Below are 17,847 nucleotides of genomic sequence, written 5' to 3' on the forward strand. Positions count from 1 at the left end.
GCTCCTCGACGGGCCGATCGACGCGGCTCTTGACATCAGGATGCGGCGGCGTAGCGTCGGATTATGACCAGCAAGAAGACGAGGCGGGAACGACCCGCCCGTACTGCCGACGCTCGTCAGGGACCCGACCGTTCCCTCGACCGCGGCGGCTACCCCGGACTCGAGGGCGACTTCGAGTCAGAGCGACGACGGGCCGCGTCCGCCGGCAACGAGACCGTCGAACCGTACGAGCACGGTGAGGGCGACACCCCGGTGCTGCCGGCTGGGGCACCCGGCCTCACCCACCCCTGACCGCGGCGGACAGCGCCCGGCGGGCTGCCCCGCAGCCCGACCCGGCGGAGCGACACAGGCATCCGGACAGCATCCGGAGCCGTCGTGTGCCCGCCACCGGACCGCGCATTCGCTGGCCGCGAACAGTGCCGTCGCACCGGTTGCGAGCCGCGATCCGCGGGATCAAAATGTTAATAGTTGAGTCCAACCGACTCAACTTTGGAACCTTCGGCCGGTCCGACTGGCCCGCGCCGACGATAGAGAAGAAAGTGAGTCGAACATGGCCATGAACTACGATCCCTTCCGCGAACTGGACCGTGTCGCCGGAGCCCTGATGGATGTGCGCGGCCCGCGCCTGATGCCGATGGACCTCTACCGGTCCGGTGACGTGTACGTGCTGAACGCCGACATGCCCGGCATCGACCCCGGCTCGGTCGACATCGACGTGGACGGCCAGCTGCTCACCATCCGGGGCGAACGCACCCTCGCCAATCACGACAACGTGAAGTGGCTCACCCGGGAACGCACGGCTGGGTCGTTCCTGCGCCAGTTGAACCTCGGCCAGGGCATCGACCTCGACAACATCAGCGCCACGTATAACAACGGGGTGCTGTCGGTCACCATCCCGGTGACCGAGGCCGCGAAGCCGCGCAAGATCGAGGTCAGCACCGAAAAGCAGGAGACCGTGACGGTGAAGGAAGGCGAGAAGCACCTGGGGAAGTAGTGCGACGGACCACGACGTGAACCGACACGAGCACAGGATCCGGAGGGAATTTCCCTTCGGGTCCTGTCTTTTCGCGTGTTGTACACGGTATGTTCATAATTCTCTGATCGACTTGTTTTTGTAGCACCCGCAGCGTAATCCCCGTAAAGTGCATTAGTACCAAACGAATGGAAGCTCCGTGAGCATTCGAACGGCCGAATACCCCAGGCCGGATTATTTCCTTCTCCACCTCAGCGACACGCACCTGCTTGCGGACGGTAACCGTCTCTACGGAAGCGTGGACAGTGCCGCACACGTCGAACGGCTGTTCGCGGACGTCGAGGCGTCCGGCGGTAAGCCAGACGCGATCATCATCACCGGCGACCTCGCCGACAAGGGTGAGCCTCACGCCTACGCGCAGTTGCGCGGCATCGTCGAACCCGCAGCGGAACGCCTCGGCGCCAAAGTGCTCTGGGTGATGGGCAACCACGACAACCGGGCGAACTTCCGCACCGAGCTTCTCGGCCAGGAGCCCAGCCTGGCGCCGATCGACCACGTCGACTATGTCGGCGGGCTGCGGATCGTCACCTTCGACACCACGGTTCCGGGCAGCCACTACGGCGAGATCTCCGAGCGCCAGCTCGAGTGGCTCAGCGAACAGCTCAGCTTCCCGGCGCCGGACGGCACCATCCTGGCCATGCACCACCCGCCCGTGCCGAGCATGCTCGACCTGTCGGTGGCGGTGGAGCTGCGCGACCAGGCCAGCCTCGCGCAGGTGCTCCGCGGCACGGATGTGCGCAGCATCCTGGCCGGACACCTGCACTACTCGTCCACCGCCACGTTCGCCGGCATCCCCGTGTCTGTCGCCTCGGCGACCTGCTACACGCAGGACCTCAATGTGCCGGTCGGCGGCACCCGCGGCCGTGACGGCGCCCGGGCATTCAACCTCGTGCACGTCTACGCCGACACCGTGCTGCACTCGGTGGTGCCGCTGGGCGAATTCGAACCGCTGGACTACATCGACGCGGCCGAAAGCGCCCGGCGACTGGCCGCTTCCGGCATCGAGATCATGCCTGCTGGTTCTCTCCCCGCGTACCGCGAGCCGCCAATGACCAGGCCGATCCCGGTTCTGCGATAACGTCGCCGTTCATCAAGCCTGAACCGGTTCCGAGGGCACTCTCGATGAGGGTGTCCTCGCCGTGCTGGGTCTCGGCGATGACGGCTTCGCGTTCCCACGGGGCCACGATCGGGAAGTAGCGCTCGAGGAAGTCGGTGACCGCCTCGGTGCGCACCTCGTCGCTGATCTCGGGGAAGCTGCCGTCGTTGAGGCAGAACATGTCCTGGTCGCGGCGCTTGAGCAGCTTGTTCATCTGGCGCAGGGCCAGCTTGAGGGTGGTCTCCACGTAGAGCGAGCGGGCCTGGGTCTGCTCAACGGCCCGTCCGGTGGCGAGCGCGTAGTAGTGGTACAGCGAGTTGGTCACCGAGATGTCGGTGGCCGAACGGAACCGGCTGGCCATGGTGCGCTTGAAGTCCTCGGGGAACTCGGCCTCGAGGTCGAACATGACGCTCTTCCGCAACGGCGCCGGGGTGTGCTCGAGGTGTCGGGTGGTGACCTTGCCGAACCGTTCGCGCAGCAGGGCACGGTTCACCCGGGCGGCGTTCTCGAATCCGCTGCGGCTCGGGTCGTTGTCGCCCAGGCCGATGCGGGTGGCCGCCTCGACGAACTTGGTGATGCCGCCGGGCGAGTAGAACAGCTCGGGGCCCACCGGGCGGCCGAAGAACATGTCGTCGTTCGAGTAGATGAAGTGCTCGGCGATCCCCGGGATGTGGTGCAGCTGGCTCTCCACGGCGTGCGAGTTGTGGGTGGGCAGCACGGAGACATCCGGGAAGAAGTCTTCGCTGTTCATGATGGTCACCCGCGGGTGGTCCACCAGCCACTCTGGGGCCGGCGAGTCGGTGGCGATGAAGATGCGACGCACCCAGGGCGCGAACATGTAGACGCTGCGCAGCGCGTACTTGAGTTCGTCGATCTGCCGGAAGCGGGCTTCCGACTCGTCGCCGGAGCCGACGACGTAGGACTTCATGCGCGCGGCGCGAGCCTTCTGGAAGTCGGAGGACGAGCCGTCGACCCAGGAGAAGACCAGGTCGATGTCGAAGCTGATGTCGCTGACGAGGTCGTCGAACATGTTCTGCAGGGTGCGCCAGGTGCGGCCGAAGAGTTCGACCGTGGTCTCGCGGGCCTCGGCGCGGGGCAGTCGCCGGCGCATCAGGGCGTTTTCGACGGGCGCGACGATTTCGTCTTCGCCGAACCGCCACAGTTCGAGCTGGAACGCCGTTTCGGCGCCGTAGCGGAGCCGGCCGATGGGTTCGATGCGCGGCTGGTAGACACGGAAGACGTCGGAGGTGCGCAGGACGGCGAGGGCGCCGTCGGCGGCGAGGACCGGCCGGGCGGGTTCGCCGTCGAGCGGCTTGAGGTAGAAGGGGGTGTTGGCGAACGCGTCGGCGAGCACCCGGCTGATCTTCTTGCGGCGCTTGCGGTTGACGGCGATGACGGGGCGGTCGTGGTCGCCGCGCACCAGCAGATAGTCGATGCCGGCGGCGTCGAGGGCCTCCGCCAGGGCGAGGAGGTCGCTGACCCGGGATTCGTGCGGGGTGAAGTGGCCGTTGATCAGGGCGATCTCGCCCTTGCGCACAACAACGTCGTCGCGGTCGAACCGGCGAGTGCGGTCGTCGAGGGTGAGCAGCACCAGCTCGGGTTCGCTGCTCAGCGAGAGGATGGGCATGGACGCGGTGTCCGGGGCCGGTTCGTCGACCTGGGTCGGTGCGGCCTCGGAGAAGCCACTGCCGGCAGCGGTGCGGGAGTGTCGGGTGGAGTCGGTGCGGTCAAAGCGTGCCATGGTCCTCCTTGGAGCAATTGCGTGGAGCGGTAACGGGTGCAGGGCGGCTGCGGGGCGAGAGCGGCTGGTACGTGGCGATTCAGAAGGTGGAACTCCGCGTAGCGGGCAGCAGTGCGCCAGGCCCCGGAGTATGCGCCCGGGTCGCCCGGGCATCCACGCACTGGTCCAGACCGGGCGTGGAGCCCGCGGGTAACAGTGTCGTTAGTCCTAGTGTACGACGCCGCGGGGGTCGGCTCGTGACCGGCGCGGGTGCGTCGTGTCGCACCGACACGACCGGATGCGCCCGGCCGGGCCGCCCGAGCCGCGCAGCATTGTGCAGGGCGGCTGGTTCGACGCCGGATTCCGTCAGGCGGCGCCGATGCCGAACAGGCCGATGATCAGCGCCATCACCAGGATCGTGACGAGCTCGTGGGCGAGGTTGAGCGCGGTGAGGCCCCACGGCCGGCGGTCGAAGGCGTCGTGGGTGATCATCCGGGCGGCAGTGAACCCGGCCCAGAGAATGAGACCGGTGAGCAGGGTGTTGCCCAGGAAGTTGCCGCCGTAGAAGTTCTGCGCGATGGCCGCGGCGCCGGCGAGCACCCACGCGGTGATGAAGCTCACGATGACCGTCACCACGATGGCCCGGGTGGCACCGGCCTGCAGGCTCTCGTCGGTGTGCCCGGCCACCCGCATCCAGTACCGGCCGAACACCGCTTTGGCGTACCAGATCGCGCCGATCACCATGCTCGACGCCGTGGCCAGCAGCACGGCCCAGATGTTCACTTCGGGGATCATGACGGTCTCCTTCCGCCGGCGGCGGTGCCGGGTGTGCTCCGATGCTAGCGCCGTCGGCCCCCGGCGGCAGCGGCTGCGCAACTGTTCCCGTTCCGGACAAATGCACCCGGTGTGCCGGGTGCAAATGTCCGCTCGGGACACAGTTGCGGCCGCGGTGGGCGGCGCGGGAGGACGGGCGGCGGTCAGGCGAGGGCTGCGGGGTCGGTCGTGGGCAGGCGGCAGACGAAGTCGTGACAGAGGTAGGCGGTGGGCAGGCCGTCACGGGTGCTGCGCTCGGCGAAGAGCTCGAAGCCGGCCGCGGCGAAGGCGGCGCCCTGCTCCTCGGTGACCACGGCCACCAGGCCGAGGCGGCGGCGGGCCGCGTCGACGAGGGCGGCGCTGTCGGATGCGACGCTGTCGGATGCGGCGCTGTCGGATGCGGCGCTGTCGGATGCGGCGCTGTCGACGGCTGGGAGATCCGGGGCGGGGATGACCACCACGAGTTGCTCCACCGGCGAGGTGAGCGTGTTGACCAGCCGGAGGGCGGCGCCGAACGCGAGCGGGTTGGTGTTGCCCGCACCCACCAGGCGCACCATCCCGGCGGTGGCCGCCTCCCTGTACCGGGCGGCGCCGGTGAGCAGGTAGAGGCGCCAGGCCGCTGCCGCGATGGCCGAGAGCCCGGACGGGTACGCGCCCTCAGAAGGGTCGGTCGACAGGGCTAGGCCCTGGCCGGTGAGCACCGGGTCTGCGCCCTCCGGCGGGACGAAGGCCACGTCGGGCGAGGCCGTGTCGACGGAGGCCACATCGGCGTTGGGGAGGGTGCGGTCGATCAGGTCCCGCGCCGCCTCCGCGTAACGCACCTCGCCCGTGGCCGTGGCGAGCTCGAGCAGACCGCCGGCGAACATGCCGTAGTCCTCGAGGGTTGCGACGGCGGGCGACAGTCTGGCCCCGATGGAGGCGCGCACCAGGGCGCCGTCGCCCCGGCGGTGCAGAGTGAGCAGCCGGTCGGCGGCGCGGCGGGCCAGGGCCAGCGCGGTGTCGTCGGCGAAGGCCAGCCCGGCGCCGGCAAGCGCCCCGATTGCCAGGCCGTTCCAACCGGTGAGCACCTTCGCGTCGAGGGCCGGCGGCGCCTGGTCGCGGCGGGCGTCTTCGTCCAGGGCGTAGTAGCCGCCCTCCACCCGCACGCCGTCGACGGTGCTCTCGGAGTCCTGGGCGCTGGCGAAGCCACCGTCGGGCAGCTGCAGCACCTCACCGAGGAACCGCACCAGCCCCTCGGCCACGAGGCGGGCCCAGCGTTCGCCGGTGAGCATCCACGCCCGGGTATAGAGGTCGAGCAGTTGGGCGTTGTCGTAGAGCATGCGCTCGTAGTGTGGGTCGCTCCAGTCCCGGTTGACCGCGTAGCGGAAGAAGCCGCCCTCGACGGGGTCGCGGAGCGGCGACGCGCCCATCCGCTTGAGGGTGCGCAGTGCCAGGTCGCGGCCGTCGGCGCGGTCGAGCAGCAGGCCGAGGGTGGGCGATGCGGGAAATTTGGGGGCGCCGCCGAAGCCGCCGTAGACCGGGTCTTCGGCCGTCGCGAGCCGGTCGACGATCTCGGCCAACTGCGTTTGGTCGGGCAGCCGGCCGTCGGCGGCCGGTGCGGTCTGCGCGAGCGCCTCGACGAGTCCGGCGGCGCTATTCTCCACGGCGTCGCGGCGGGTGGTCCAGGCATCCGTCACGGCCGCGAGCACCTCGCGAAACGCCGGATGCCCGGGCATCGGGGTGGGCGGCGAGTAGGTGCCGGCGTGGAAGGGCCGGCCGGCCGGGGTGACGAACACATTCAGCGGCCAGCCGAGGTTCTGGGTGAACGCGCCGGCGGCGGCGAGGTAGCTGGCGTCCACATCGGGGTGTTCCTCGCGGTCGACCTTGATGCTCACGAAGTGCTCATTGAGGTAGGCGGCTATACCGAGGTCGCTGAAGCTCTCGCGAGCCATCACGTGGCACCAGTGGCAGGTGGCATAGCCGATCGACACGAGCACCGGCACATCACGGCGGCGGGCTTCGGCGAAGGCGTCCTCGCCCCAGGGCTGCCAGTCGACGGGGTTCGCAGCGTGCGAGCGCAGGTACGGGCTGATGGCATCGGCGAGGCGATTCGGCATGGCTCCATTGTCACCCGGCAGTCTGCGTTCTGGCTGGTCGCGGCGCGATCCGCGGGCGCGAACCTCTCCGCGAGGTGCCGCATCGCGCCTGGGGCGGGGCGCGAAACGGGTGGATGCCGCGGCTCGGCGACCGCCGGCAACTCGACGTGCCGCATCCTGCCTCGGCGGGGCGCGGGAAGGGACATTTCGCGGCAACTCGCGTGCGCATGGAGGGTTGCCCAGACCGGGGCCGACTGTGAGACTGGAGGCGACGAAGGGGCACGATGGACGTCTGGGCGCTGCTGCTGGGAATTGGCACGATGGCCCTGGTCGCTGCGGCCGTCGTCATGGTCTTCACGTCGCTCTTCAGCGCCCCGCTGACCGGCACCGAGCGGGCGATCTGGGTGCTGATCATCCTGGCGTTCCCGATCCTGGGTGCCTTCGTCTGGCTGTCCTGGGGCCAGGACTCGCTCCGCCACCGTCCCTCCGGTGGGCGCGCGCCCGGCAGCCCGGCAGCCTCGGCCTCCGGTCCCTCCCGGCCCTGACCGGCACAGCGTCACGATGACCGAACGCACCATGACTCCCGCCGAAGCTGCGGCGCTGCTCGAGGTGGCGATCGACGCGGAGCCGGAGCAGGTGGAGCGCGCCTACAGGTACCAGGCGCAGCGTTCCCACCCCGACCGGTTGGCTGCGGCCACACCGGCGGAGCAGGCCGCGGCGGCCGCCCGGTTCGACAGGTACACCCTGGCGCGCTCCGTGCTGCGCGACGCCGACGCCGAGCGGATGCGCGCCTCCCCCGCCGCCGGTCCCGCCGGCCCCGGTGCCGCAGAGCGTGGTTCCGGCGGCGGCGGTTCTGCTGGCTCCTCCGCGTTCGGCGTAGCCCGCGGCGCGAACTGGGGCGCGAACTGGGCGGCCGATGAGCCGTACGAGCCCGTGGTTCCGGCAGGGCCCTGGTTGTTCTGGGTGTGGGTGGGTCTCTACGCGGTGGCTGCCGTGATCGCGTTCATCGGTGGCCCGCTGCCGTATTCGGCGGCGGACCTGTGGCTTCGGCTGCTGCCGCTCGGGCTCGCCGCCGTGGCCTTCGCCCGCACCGGGCGGCGCGGCTTCCTGGCCGTGGTGGTCGCCCTGGGCGCCGCCACTGCCGTGCTCACCATCCTGTTCGCGTCGTTCGGCCCGCTCGTGTCGATGATCCTGCTCGGCGCACCCGTGCTCGGGCTCGTCGCCCTCGGCCGGCAGCGCGGCCCGCAGCGACCCGATGCGGCCGGCGCGCCCCGGCCCGCGGCCTGAGTCCAGCCCCGCCCTGCGGTCTGAGTCCCGCCCCGCGCCAGCCGCGCCCCGTCCGCACGCCGCCCGCGTCGCATCCGCACCCCACCCCACCCGCGTCGCGCCCACATCCCACCCGCGAAAGCGGTGAAACGGTCACCCCAGGTCTCGGAGGCAGCCGCACGGCCGCTCTCGCGGGAGGCCCATCTCGCGAAAGCGGCACTGTGGTCACCACCGGCGCGCCAAGTGACCACACGGCCGCACTCGCGGAAGATCGATCTCGCGAAAGACCGCTCTCGCGGAAGCGGTGAAACGGTCACATCAGGTCCCGGAAGCAACCGCACGGCCGCTCTCGCGAAAGACCGAACTCGCGAAAGCGGTAAAACGGTCACCTCAGGTCTCGGAGGCAGCCGCACGGCCGCTTTCGCGGGACGCCGGGGCAGAGCGGGCGGGGCGGGTCAGGCCGGGACGTGCTCGAGCAGCGCCTGGCGCCGGCGTTGCACCCGGCTCCAGATCACGAATCCGGTGATCGTGAACGCGCCGTAGAAGAGATACAGGATGGCCGAGGCGTAGTACCCCGCGCTGACCAGCAGCGGAACACCGACGATGTCGACCGCGACCCAGATCAGCCAGAACTCGGTCCAGCCGCGGGCCATGCCGTAGGTGGCCAGGAGCGACCCGGTGAAGATCCAGGCGTCGGCCCAGACCGGTTCGAACGAGCCCAGCGCGCGGAAGATCGGCGTGAGGATGAGCGTGCCGGCGACGAGACCGACACCCAGGCCGATCCGGGCGCGCGTGCCCGCCCAGTGCGGAGCGACCGCGACGGTGCCGGCCGAGCGACTGCGCGACCACTGGATCCAGCCGTAGACGGACACGATGATGAACATGATCTGGCGACCGGCCTGGCCGAGCAGATTGACCGGGTTGGGTGTGCCGAAGACCGCGCCGAGGAACACCGTGAAGAGCAGGGCGTTGCCGAGGATACCCACGGGCCAGGCCCAGATCTTGCGGCGCATCCCGCCGACGGCGCTGGCGATGCCGAACACATTGCCGATGATCTCGCGCCAGAGGATGGTCTGGTCACCGATCTGCAGCTGGGCGTCAAAAAGCCAATTGATCAGGGACACAAGATACTTCTCTCCCGGATGGGTCGCATCCGTGCACGTCCCAATGTAAGGCTTTGGGGCGCGGGTCTATTCCGCAGGCGCTACCAGACGATGGCGGCGGAGTCCGCCGAGAGGTTCGCCGGCAGGCTGGCCCGCACCAGCGGCAGCCCGCGGCGGATGGCCTGGTCGATGCGCTCGCTGAGCTCGGCGTTGGTCACCCGGTAGTCAGTGAAGTCGGAGTCCTTGGCGTACACGCCGAGCGGCAGGGTCAGCGCCTGGAAGAAGCTGAACAGCGGCCGGAACTGGTGCTCGAGGATGAGCGCGTGCCGGTCGCTGCCGCCGGTGGCTGCGAGCAGCACCGGCTTGTCGACGAGCGAGTACTGCTCCACAAAGTCGAAGACGTGCTTGAACAGGCCGGTGAACGACGCCCGGTACACCGGGGACGCCACGATGAGCAGGTCGGCGCCCTCGATGCGCTGGAGGTCGGCCTCGGCCGCCGGCGAGAGCTCGTCGCGGCGCAGCGCCCCTGAGAATTCGCGGCCCACCTGGCTGAGCTCGATCAGGTGCACATCGATCGACAGCTCGCGCTCCAGCGCGTCGAGGATCGCCCGCACGAGGGCGGTTGTCTTCGAGGGGGCGTGCAGGCTGCCGGAGACGGCGACGACGTTCAGGGTGTACGACATACCTCGACGCTAAATGGCCGGTGCGGATGCCGCCACCCGCGCCGACACACGGCGTAAGACGGCGGATGCGCCCGGCGCCACCGCATCCGCTGCCCGCGCCGCTCGGGCATTCGCCGAGTTGCGGCAAGCGCCCCTTCAGGCGCACCCACGGGGCATTTCGCGGCAAGTGGGCGCAGTGCACTGCACCGACGTGCCGCAAACGGCCCCTTCAGCGGTGCGGAAGGGGCCGTTTGCGGCAAGTCGATCGAGCCCGGTGGGGCTAGTTGACCTCGTTGGGGTGCGCGCTGACCCGGCCGCCGCGCTCGAGCGCCGAGATGGTGGCCAGCTCGGTGTGACTGAGCTCGAAGTCGAAGACGTCGAAGTTCTCGATCATGCGCTCGCGGCGGTTCGACTTGGGGAAGACAATGTTGCCGGTCTGCAGGTGCCAGCGGATGACGACCTGAGCGGGGGTCTTGCCGTGCGCCTCGGCCGCGGCGGTGACCACGCCTTCGTCGAGCAGCGGGTACTTGCCCTGGCCGAGCGGTCCCCAGGCCTCGATGTGGATGCCGTGCTCGCGGGCGAACGTGGTGACCTCGGCCTGCTGGTAGGCGGGGTGCAACTCGATCTGGTTGACCGCGGGCACGACCTCGGTTTCGTCGAGGAGGCGCTTCAGGTGCGGCACGAGGAAGTTCGAGACGCCGATCGAGCGGGCCCGGCCGGACTCGCGGATGGTCTCGAGCGTCTTCCAGCTCTCCACGAACTTGTCGTTCGCCGGTGCCGGCCAGTGGATCAGGTACAGGTCCACGTAGTCCAAGCCAAGCTTCTCCAGGCTCGCATCGAACGCGTCCAGCGCCGACTGGGTGCCCTGCTTGTCGTTCCACAGCTTGGTGGTCACGAACAGCTCTGAGCGGTCGATACCGGATGCGGCGAGCGCCTGGCCGACGCCCTCCTCGTTGCCGTAGACGGCGGCGGTGTCGATGTGCCGGTAGCCCACCTCGAGCGCGTCGGTGACGATGCGGGTGGTCTCGGTCGGGTCGACCTTGAAGACCCCGAAGCCGAGCTGCGGGATGGTGTGGCCGTCGTTCAGGGTGATGGTGGGTACGGATTTCGTCATCCATTGAGCCTACGGAGCACGCGGCCGGGGCGCACGTCACGCATGCCGACAGCGTAATCCGCGGCCGACTGTTCCCGAAACGGACAATTGTTGCCGGCGCACCGGGCGCAAATGTCCGCTTCGGCAACAGTTGCGAGGTGCGGCCGGGCGACAGGCCTAGTGGTAGCGGCGGCCCTCGTCGCGGCGGAAGAGCAGCAGCGCCAGAGCGAAGGTGACCGCGGTCCAGACCAGGATGCCGATCCACACCCACGGCTCCAGCTCACCGCCCTGCACGGCCCAGATCACGAACTCCCGGGCCTGCCGCGACGGCAGGAACTTCGACACGGTGTCGAGCCAGTCCGCGAAAAGGTACGGCGGCAGGAACAGACCGCCGGCGAACGCGAGGCCGAACATCACGATCTGCACCACCGCGATCGCGGCCTTGGACGACATCGAGTAGCCGATCGAGATGCCGATGAACATGAACGGCAGCGCCGAGATGCCCAACGCCACGAGCCCGGCGAGAATGCCCAGCACGGATGCCTCCGCCGCCGTGAACAACGCACCGATAGCGATCACCGGCAGGATCGACACCAGGCCCATCAGGCCGGTGGAGAAGATCTGGCCGAGCACCCGGGAGATGCCCGGCACCGGCAGGGTGCGCAGGTACGGGTCCCATGGCTGTTCCCGGTTGGCCGAGATGTTCAAGCCGAAGCTGAACAGCGAGTTGGACATCAGCGCGAACACGCTCAGCGCGATCACCGCCTGGGTGGCAAACTCCGGGTTGTCAGCGACGGTGCGTTGCGGCACCACGAAGAACAGCAGCGACAGCCCGGGGAACACCAGCGATCCGATCAGGGCGGCCGGGATGCGGAATGTCTCGAGCAGGATGATCCGCGCGTGCACGAACGTGAGGGCGAGGATGCCCGTGCGCCCGCCGAGCACCGTGCTGCGGCCGGGTGCGGCCGGAGCGGCGCCGGCCGGGGTGGGGGTGAGAGTGCTCATCGGTTCATCTCCTTCTGGGCGGTGAGGGTCGCGGAACCGGGCGCATCCGTGCTCCCGGTGAGGGTGAGGAACGCCTCCTCGAGGGTGGCGCCGCGCACGGTGAGGTCGGTGAACGGGATACCGGAGCGCACGAGTTCGACGATCAAACGGTCGCTGTCGTTGGCGTAGAAGGTGGTGCTGCCGTCGTCGCCGAGGTCGCGGCCCACCACGCCGGGTAACCCGCTGACCCGGTCGGGCTGGTCGGTGACCAGGCGTACCTGCCGCAGCGAGACCTGGTTGATCACGGCCGCGACGGTGTCGTCGGCGATCACCCGGCCGTGGCCCATGACCACCACGCGTTCGGCGAGTGCCTCGATCTCCTCGAGGTAGTGGCTGGTCACCACCACGGTGGCGCCGCGGTCGTGCTGCCGGCGCACGGCATCCCACAGGGTGCGCCGGGCATCCACGTCGAGCCCGGTGGTGGGTTCGTCCAGCAGCACCAGCCGCGGCTGGCCCACAAATGCCAGCGCCACGCTGAGTCGGCGCTTCTGCCCGCCGGAGAGCGCCCCGGTCTGGCGTTTGAGCAGCTCGCCCAAGCCGAATTCCTCGGCCACGGCCGCGGTGGTCAGCGGCTCCTCGAAGTGCCGGCCGACGAAGTCGATGACCTCGCCCACCCGCAGGGTCGGCGGCAGCGCGGTCTCCTGCGGGGTGCCGCCGAGCTTCTGGCGCATCCGGTAGTCGCCGGGCGACCCGCCGAACAGGGAGACGGTGCCCGAGCTCGGCGTGCGCAGCCCCTGCAACATGGTGAGCACGGTGGACTTGCCCGCCCCGTTGGGCCCGAGCAGGCCCAGAATGCTGCCGGAGTGAATGTCGAGGGTGACGTCGTCGACGGCGAGCACGTCGCCGAAGCGGCGGGTGACGGAGTCGAGCCGGGCCAGAACGGTCATGCGGATTCTCCCAACAGTGCACGGAGGGCTTCCAGGTAGTCCTCGAAGGCGCGTCGGCCCGAGCGGGACAACGCGAGGTACGTGGCCGGAGTGCGGCCCTGGTGCGATTTCACGACGTCAACGTATCCGGCGTCTTCGAGCTTGCGCAGATGCGTGGACAGGTTGCCGGCGGTCATGCCGAGCAGCTCTTGCAGCCGGGGGAAGGCGATCTGGTCGCCCACCGGCAGGGTGGCGAGGGTGGCGGTGATCTTGAGCCGGGCGGATGCGTGGATCACCGGGTCGAGTTCGTCCACGGTCAGCGCCCCCGCCGGCGCCGCACGGCGAGAGAGCCGGCGGCGATGAGGAACGCCACACCCACACCGAGGGCGAGCACGAGGTCGTTGCCGGGCGACCCGGCGAAGGTGGAGACCGCGCCGACCGCGAGAAGCACCAGGCCGAGCACCAGCTGGGAGACGTCGCGCCAGAGGGCGGCTCCGCCGAGGTAGATGGTGCCGCACATCAGCGCGTAGGCGGCCGGAAAGTAGAGGTTCGCGAGCTCCGGCGACAGGCCCTGGCCGATCAGGCCGGTGCCGACCAGCGCGAACGCCGCGCTGCACACCGACCAGGACAGCCCGTAAACGGCGCCGGAGAAGGTGGAGATGCCCCGCACCCCGCGGTTGATGCGGATGCCGAGCACCGCCGACGCCACGATCGAGGCCACCAGCATCACGATGAACACCGGTGTGGCCAGGTAGTCCGGGATGGTGAACCACGGGTTGCCGTCGGTGTCACCCGACCAGAGTGCCAGGAAGCCGACGAGCCAGGTGATGCCCCAGATGAGGTACATCCAGATCACCGGAGACTGCTGGGCGTTCTGCACCTGGCGCTGCTGGCTTTCGAGCAGCGCCAGCATCGCCCGCGGGTCGTCCAGCGGCTGGTCGGTGTCGGTCGTGTCGGTATCCATACCCACTTTGTAACACAAACTACTTTGCGCCACAACAGTTCGGCCCGAAGTGGGGTGGCGCCTGGAAGCAATAACATGGAGGGCTAATGATTCCCGTGAAAATCACCTTCCCGCCCGAGTTGCCGATCAGCCAGCGCCGCGACGACATCGCGCGCGCCATCCGCGACAACCAGGTCGTGATCGTGGCCGGGTCCACCGGGTCGGGCAAGACCACCCAGCTGCCCAAGATCTGCCTGGAGCTGGGCCGGGAGTCGATCGGCCACACCCAGCCGCGCCGGCTCGCCGCGCGCACCATCGCCGAGCGCATCGCCGAAGAACTCGGCCAGGAGGTCGGCGAACTCGTCGGCTACCAGGTGCGCTTCACCGACCGCGTCGGCGCCGACACCCGCATCAAGCTCATGACCGACGGCATCCTGCTCAACGAGATCCACCGCGACCGGATGCTGCGGAAGTACGACACCATCATCATCGACGAGGCGCACGAGCGCAGCCTCAACATCGACTTCCTGCTCGGCTACCTCCAGCAGCTGCTCCCCCAGCGCCCCGACCTCAAGCTCATTATCACCAGCGCCACCATCGACCCGGCCAGCTTCGCCAAGCATTTCGCGGCCGCCGACGGCACCCCGGCGCCCATCATCGAGGTCTCCGGCCGCACCTACCCGGTCGAGATCCGCTACCGCCCGCTCGTGGCCGAGGCCGCGATCGACGACGACGATGAGCTGTCGGATGCCGCGCCCAGCGTGGACCGGGACTACATCGAGGGCATCTCCGCCGCGCTCGACGAGCTCGAGCAGGAGTCCAACGGCGACGTGCTGGTGTTCCTCTCCGGTGAGACCGAGATCCGCGACGCCGCCGACGCCCTGCAGGGCAAATTCGCCGGCGGCGGCCGCACCAGCCCCACCGAGGTGCTGCCGCTCTACGGCCGGCTGTCCTCCGCCGACCAGCACAAGGTCTTCCAGCCCTCCACCGTGGCCGGGGTGCGGCGCCGCATCGTGCTGGCCACCAACGTGGCCGAGACCAGCCTCACCGTGCCGGGCATCCGCTACGTCATCGACGCCGGCACCGCCCGCATCAGCCGGTACAGCGTGCGCTCGAAGGTGCAACGGCTGCCGATCGAGGCCATCGCGCAGGCCTCCGCCAACCAGCGCTCGGGCCGCTCCGGCCGCACCAGCGACGGCATCGCCATCCGCCTGTACAGCGAAGAAGACTTCACCCGGCGGCCCGAGTACACCGAGCCGGAGATCCTGCGCACCAACCTCGCCGCGGTCATCCTGCAGATGATCTCGCTGGGCCTGGGCGACATCGCGCAGTTCCCGTTCCTCACCCCGCCGGACTCCCGCAATATCAAGGACGGCCTCGACCTACTCACCGAGCTCGGCGCCGTCAAGGCTGTGGTGGCGCCCACCGGCACGCCCACCGAAGACCCGAGCCAGGCCGGCGGCCGCTCCGGTCGTGACGGCGGGCGCGATGGCGGTCGCGGTCGCGGCGGTCGCGGGCCGCAGGGCGGGCGGATGGCCGTGACGGCCGGCACGCACAGCCTCACCCGGGTGGGCCAGCAGCTCGCCCAGCTGCCCATCGACCCGCGGTTCGGCCGCATGGTGATCGAGTCGAAGACTCAGGGCACCAGCCGCGAGGTGATGGCCATCGTGGCCGGCCTCACCATTCAGGACGTGCGCGAGCGCCCACTGGAGCGCCGCGGCTCCGCCGACGAGAAGCACGCCCGGTTCGCAGACCCCACCAGCGATTTCCTCTCGCTGCTCAACCTCTGGAACTACCTCGAGACGCAGCAGAAAGAGCTCGGCTCGAGCGCGTTCCGGCGGCTGTGCAAGAACGAATACCTCAACTACCTCCGGGTGCGCGAGTGGCAGGACGTCTACAAGCAGCTCCGCCAGCTGGCCAAGCCGCTCGGCCTGCACATCGGCGACCCGAGCGTGAACCCCGACGGCATCCACCGGTCGATGCTCTCCGGCCTGCTCTCGCACATCGGCCTCAAGGACGTGGCCAAGAAGGACTACATCGGCGCCCGGCAGCAGCGGTTTGTGCTGTTCCCCGGCTCCGCGCTGGCCAAGAAGCAGCCCAACGCCGTGATGAGCGCCGAGCTGGTGGAGACCAGCCGGCTGTTCGCCCGCATGAACGCCGTCGTCGACCCGGCCTGGGCCGAACAGCTCGCCGGCGACCTCTGCAAGCGCTCGTATTCCGAGCCGCACTGGGAGAAGAAGCAGGGCGCCGTGGTCGCCTACGAACGCGTCACCCTGTACGGCGTGCCGATCGTGCCGCGCCGCCGGGTGCAGTTCTCCCGGGTGGACCCGGCCTATGCGCGCGAGCTATTCATCCGGCACGCCCTCGTCGACGGCGAATGGGACCTGGACCGGGTCGACCAGCGGGTCACCGCATTCGACCGCTCCAATACCGCCCTGCGCAAGGAACTCGCCGAGCTCGAGGAACGCACCCGGCGCCGCGACATCCTCTTCGACGACGAGGCCGTGTTCGAGTTCTACCACCGCCGCATCCCCGCCGAGGTGCACAGCACCCGCACCTTCGAGACCTGGTGGCGCGTCGCTCGCGCCCAGACCCCCGACCTGCTCACCATGACCGCCGACGCGCTCGTGCCCGAGGATGCGCCGGAAATCGACGAGTCCCTGTTCCCGCCGGCGTGGCAGCAGCGCGACCAGCGATTCGCGCTCAGCTACCGGTTCGAACCCGGCGAGGAAGACGACGGCGTGACCGTGCAGGTTCCGCTGGCGCTGCTCGCCCGGGTCTCCCCCACCGGCTTCGACTGGCAGGTGCCTGGCCTTCGTGCCGACCTGGTCACCTCGCTGATCAAGTCGCTGCCCAAGGCCATCCGCCGCAACGTCGTGCCCGCCGCCGACTGGGCCGTGCGCCTGCTCGCCGAACTGCCGGAAGCCCCCGGCGTCGTGAAGAGTTCGCTGGTCGAGCCTGTCGAGACCTCGGTACATGTCTCGAAACGCGACCAGGATGCCGACCCGTCCTTCGCCGAAACCCTCGCCGCCCTCATCCAGCGCCTCACCTACGTGCCCGTCACCGTGCGCGACTTCGATCTCTCCCGAGTTCCCGCGCACCTGCGCATGACCTTCCGGGTCGTCGACGAACGCGGCCGCAGTGTCGCCTCCGGCAAAGACCTCGGCGAGCTGCAGCGCCGCCTGGGCAACAAGGTGCGCGAGTCCGTCGCCAAGGCCTCCGCCGCGGTGCCCAAGAACGCCATCGAGCGGGCCGGTCTCACCACCTGGGACTTCATCGAGCTGCCCCGCCACATCGACACCAAGCAGGGCGACAACACCATCCGCGGCTACCCCACCCTGGTCGACGACGGCACCTCGGTGAGCATCCGCATGATGAGCACCGTCGACGAGCAGGCCCGCACACTGCCCGGCGGGGTGCGCCGGCTGCTACTGCTCGCCACCGCGTCACCGGTGGCGTACGTGCAACAGCACCTCACCGGCGCCGAGAAACTCTCCCTGGCCACGAGCCCGTACCGCTCCACCCAGGCCCTGTTCGATGACTGCCTCGCGGCGGCCGTCGACGATGTGCTCTACCGGGTGCGGCCCGACGGCCAGGTGTTCATGAAGGCCGAGTTCGACAGCATCCGCGACCGCGTCTCGGGCGTGGTGATGGACTCGATGTTCGAGACCGTCGGCCTCGTCGCCCGGGTGCTCACGGCGTCCCGCGCCGCCGACAAGGCGCTCAAGGCGTCCACCAGCATGGCGCTGCTGGCCGCACTCACGGATGCCCGTGAGCAGCTGAACGGGCTGGTCTACCCCGGTTTCGTCAGCGCCACCGGCCTCGCCCAGCTGCGGCACCTGCCGCGCTACCTCGGCGGCATCACGGCTCGCATCGACAAGCTTCTCGACAACCCCAACCGCGACCGGGTCTGGATGAACGAGGTGCAAGCAGCCACGGCCAAGTTCGCCGACGCCGGTGGCCGCATCCCCCTGCCGGAGACCGCCGCGGCCAACCTGGTGCGCGCCCGCTGGATGATCGAGGAGCTGCGCATCAGCCTCTTCGCCCAAGAGCTGCGCGCCGCCGAGTCCGTCTCCCTCCAGCGAATCCAAAAGGTCCTGGCCTCCTAACGCCCTCATCTCGCGGGATCACTT

General features: G+C 69.4%; 16 protein-coding genes. 6 read left to right on the top strand and 10 right to left on the bottom strand.

The genetic code is table 11. The features are described from left to right. Positions 1 to 63: 63 nt before the first annotated feature. The 3 genes from BJQ94_RS14225 (at position 64) to BJQ94_RS14235 (ending at position 2,111) form a co-directional block, all read left to right on the top strand. A complete protein-coding gene (locus BJQ94_RS14225; protein WP_265398286.1) occupies positions 64 to 291 on the top strand; it encodes a hypothetical protein in 228 nt (75 codons plus the stop codon). A 259-nt stretch (positions 292 to 550) separates the two neighbouring features. After that, a complete protein-coding gene (locus BJQ94_RS14230; protein WP_265398287.1) occupies positions 551 to 994 on the top strand; it encodes an Hsp20/alpha crystallin family protein in 444 nt (147 codons plus the stop codon). Between the two features lie 178 nt (positions 995 to 1,172). Beyond that, a complete protein-coding gene (locus BJQ94_RS14235; protein ID WP_265398288.1) occupies positions 1,173 to 2,111 on the top strand; it encodes a phosphodiesterase in 939 nt (312 codons plus the stop codon). Here BJQ94_RS14235 and BJQ94_RS14240 read toward each other — a convergent pair. The 3 genes from BJQ94_RS14240 to BJQ94_RS14250 form a co-directional block, all read right to left on the bottom strand. Continuing rightward, positions 2,041 to 3,870 (bottom strand): stealth family protein, encoded by a 1,830-nt coding sequence (locus BJQ94_RS14240; protein WP_265398289.1) that lies wholly within the window; start codon positions 3,868 to 3,870, stop codon positions 2,041 to 2,043. The two genes, BJQ94_RS14235 and BJQ94_RS14240, sit on opposite strands and share 71 nt — an antisense overlap. A gap of 345 nt (positions 3,871 to 4,215) precedes the next feature. Then, positions 4,216 to 4,644, bottom strand: a complete 429-nt coding sequence (locus tag BJQ94_RS14245) for a DUF1761 domain-containing protein (protein WP_265398290.1) — start codon at positions 4,642 to 4,644, stop codon at positions 4,216 to 4,218. A gap of 182 nt (positions 4,645 to 4,826) precedes the next feature. Further along, entirely contained in the window at positions 4,827 to 6,758 is a 1,932-nt protein-coding gene (locus BJQ94_RS14250; RefSeq protein WP_265398291.1) for a DUF255 domain-containing protein, read from the bottom strand. A gap of 263 nt (positions 6,759 to 7,021) precedes the next feature. Between BJQ94_RS14250 and BJQ94_RS14255 the strand changes: the two genes are divergently transcribed. Both BJQ94_RS14255 and BJQ94_RS14260 read left to right on the top strand, forming a co-directional pair. After that, on the top strand, positions 7,022 to 7,282 hold the full coding sequence (locus BJQ94_RS14255; protein WP_265398292.1) for a PLDc N-terminal domain-containing protein: 261 nt from the start codon (positions 7,022 to 7,024) through the stop codon (positions 7,280 to 7,282). 16 nt (positions 7,283 to 7,298) lie between these two features. Continuing rightward, positions 7,299 to 8,024 (top strand): hypothetical protein, encoded by a 726-nt coding sequence (locus BJQ94_RS14260; protein WP_265398293.1) that lies wholly within the window; start codon positions 7,299 to 7,301, stop codon positions 8,022 to 8,024. A gap of 434 nt (positions 8,025 to 8,458) precedes the next feature. Here BJQ94_RS14260 and pnuC read toward each other — a convergent pair whose 3' ends face one another. The 7 genes from pnuC to BJQ94_RS14295 form a co-directional block, all read right to left on the bottom strand. Further along, the gene (gene pnuC, locus BJQ94_RS14265; RefSeq protein ID WP_265401167.1) at positions 8,459 to 9,127 is read right to left on the bottom strand and encodes a nicotinamide riboside transporter PnuC; all 669 of its coding nucleotides are present in this window, start codon (positions 9,125 to 9,127) and stop codon (positions 8,459 to 8,461) included. A gap of 80 nt (positions 9,128 to 9,207) precedes the next feature. After that, positions 9,208 to 9,789 (bottom strand): FMN reductase, encoded by a 582-nt coding sequence (gene msuE / locus BJQ94_RS14270; RefSeq protein WP_265401168.1) that lies wholly within the window; start codon positions 9,787 to 9,789, stop codon positions 9,208 to 9,210. Positions 9,790 to 10,048: 259 nt separating this feature from the next. Continuing rightward, on the bottom strand, positions 10,049 to 10,882 hold the full coding sequence (locus tag BJQ94_RS14275; RefSeq protein WP_265401169.1) for an aldo/keto reductase: 834 nt from the start codon (positions 10,880 to 10,882) through the stop codon (positions 10,049 to 10,051). A 156-nt stretch (positions 10,883 to 11,038) separates the two neighbouring features. Next, complete coding sequence (locus tag BJQ94_RS14280; RefSeq protein ID WP_265401170.1) at positions 11,039 to 11,866, bottom strand: ABC transporter permease; 828 nt, start codon at positions 11,864 to 11,866, stop codon at positions 11,039 to 11,041. Further along, positions 11,863 to 12,792: an ABC transporter ATP-binding protein gene (locus tag BJQ94_RS14285; protein ID WP_265401171.1), complete on the bottom strand. Its 930-nt coding sequence runs from the start codon at positions 12,790 to 12,792 to the stop codon at positions 11,863 to 11,865. Before BJQ94_RS14285 ends, BJQ94_RS14280 begins: the two co-directional genes overlap by 4 nt. Then, positions 12,789 to 13,085, bottom strand: a complete 297-nt coding sequence (locus tag BJQ94_RS14290) for a transcriptional regulator (RefSeq protein ID WP_265401172.1) — start codon at positions 13,083 to 13,085, stop codon at positions 12,789 to 12,791. The genes BJQ94_RS14285 and BJQ94_RS14290 overlap by 4 nt, the downstream gene beginning before the upstream one ends. A 2-nt stretch (positions 13,086 to 13,087) precedes the next feature. Continuing rightward, complete coding sequence (locus tag BJQ94_RS14295; RefSeq protein WP_265401173.1) at positions 13,088 to 13,735, bottom strand: hypothetical protein; 648 nt, start codon at positions 13,733 to 13,735, stop codon at positions 13,088 to 13,090. Positions 13,736 to 13,821: 86 nt separating this feature from the next. On the opposite strand from BJQ94_RS14295, the gene hrpA reads away from it, so the two are divergent. Continuing rightward, positions 13,822 to 17,823, top strand: coding sequence for an ATP-dependent RNA helicase HrpA (hrpA, locus tag BJQ94_RS14300; protein ID WP_265401174.1), 4,002 nt, complete (start codon positions 13,822 to 13,824; stop codon positions 17,821 to 17,823). Positions 17,824 to 17,847: the final 24 nt, after the last annotated feature.

Source organism: Cryobacterium sp. SO2 (assembly GCF_026151165.2).
Taxonomy (GTDB): domain Bacteria; phylum Actinomycetota; class Actinomycetes; order Actinomycetales; family Microbacteriaceae; genus Cryobacterium.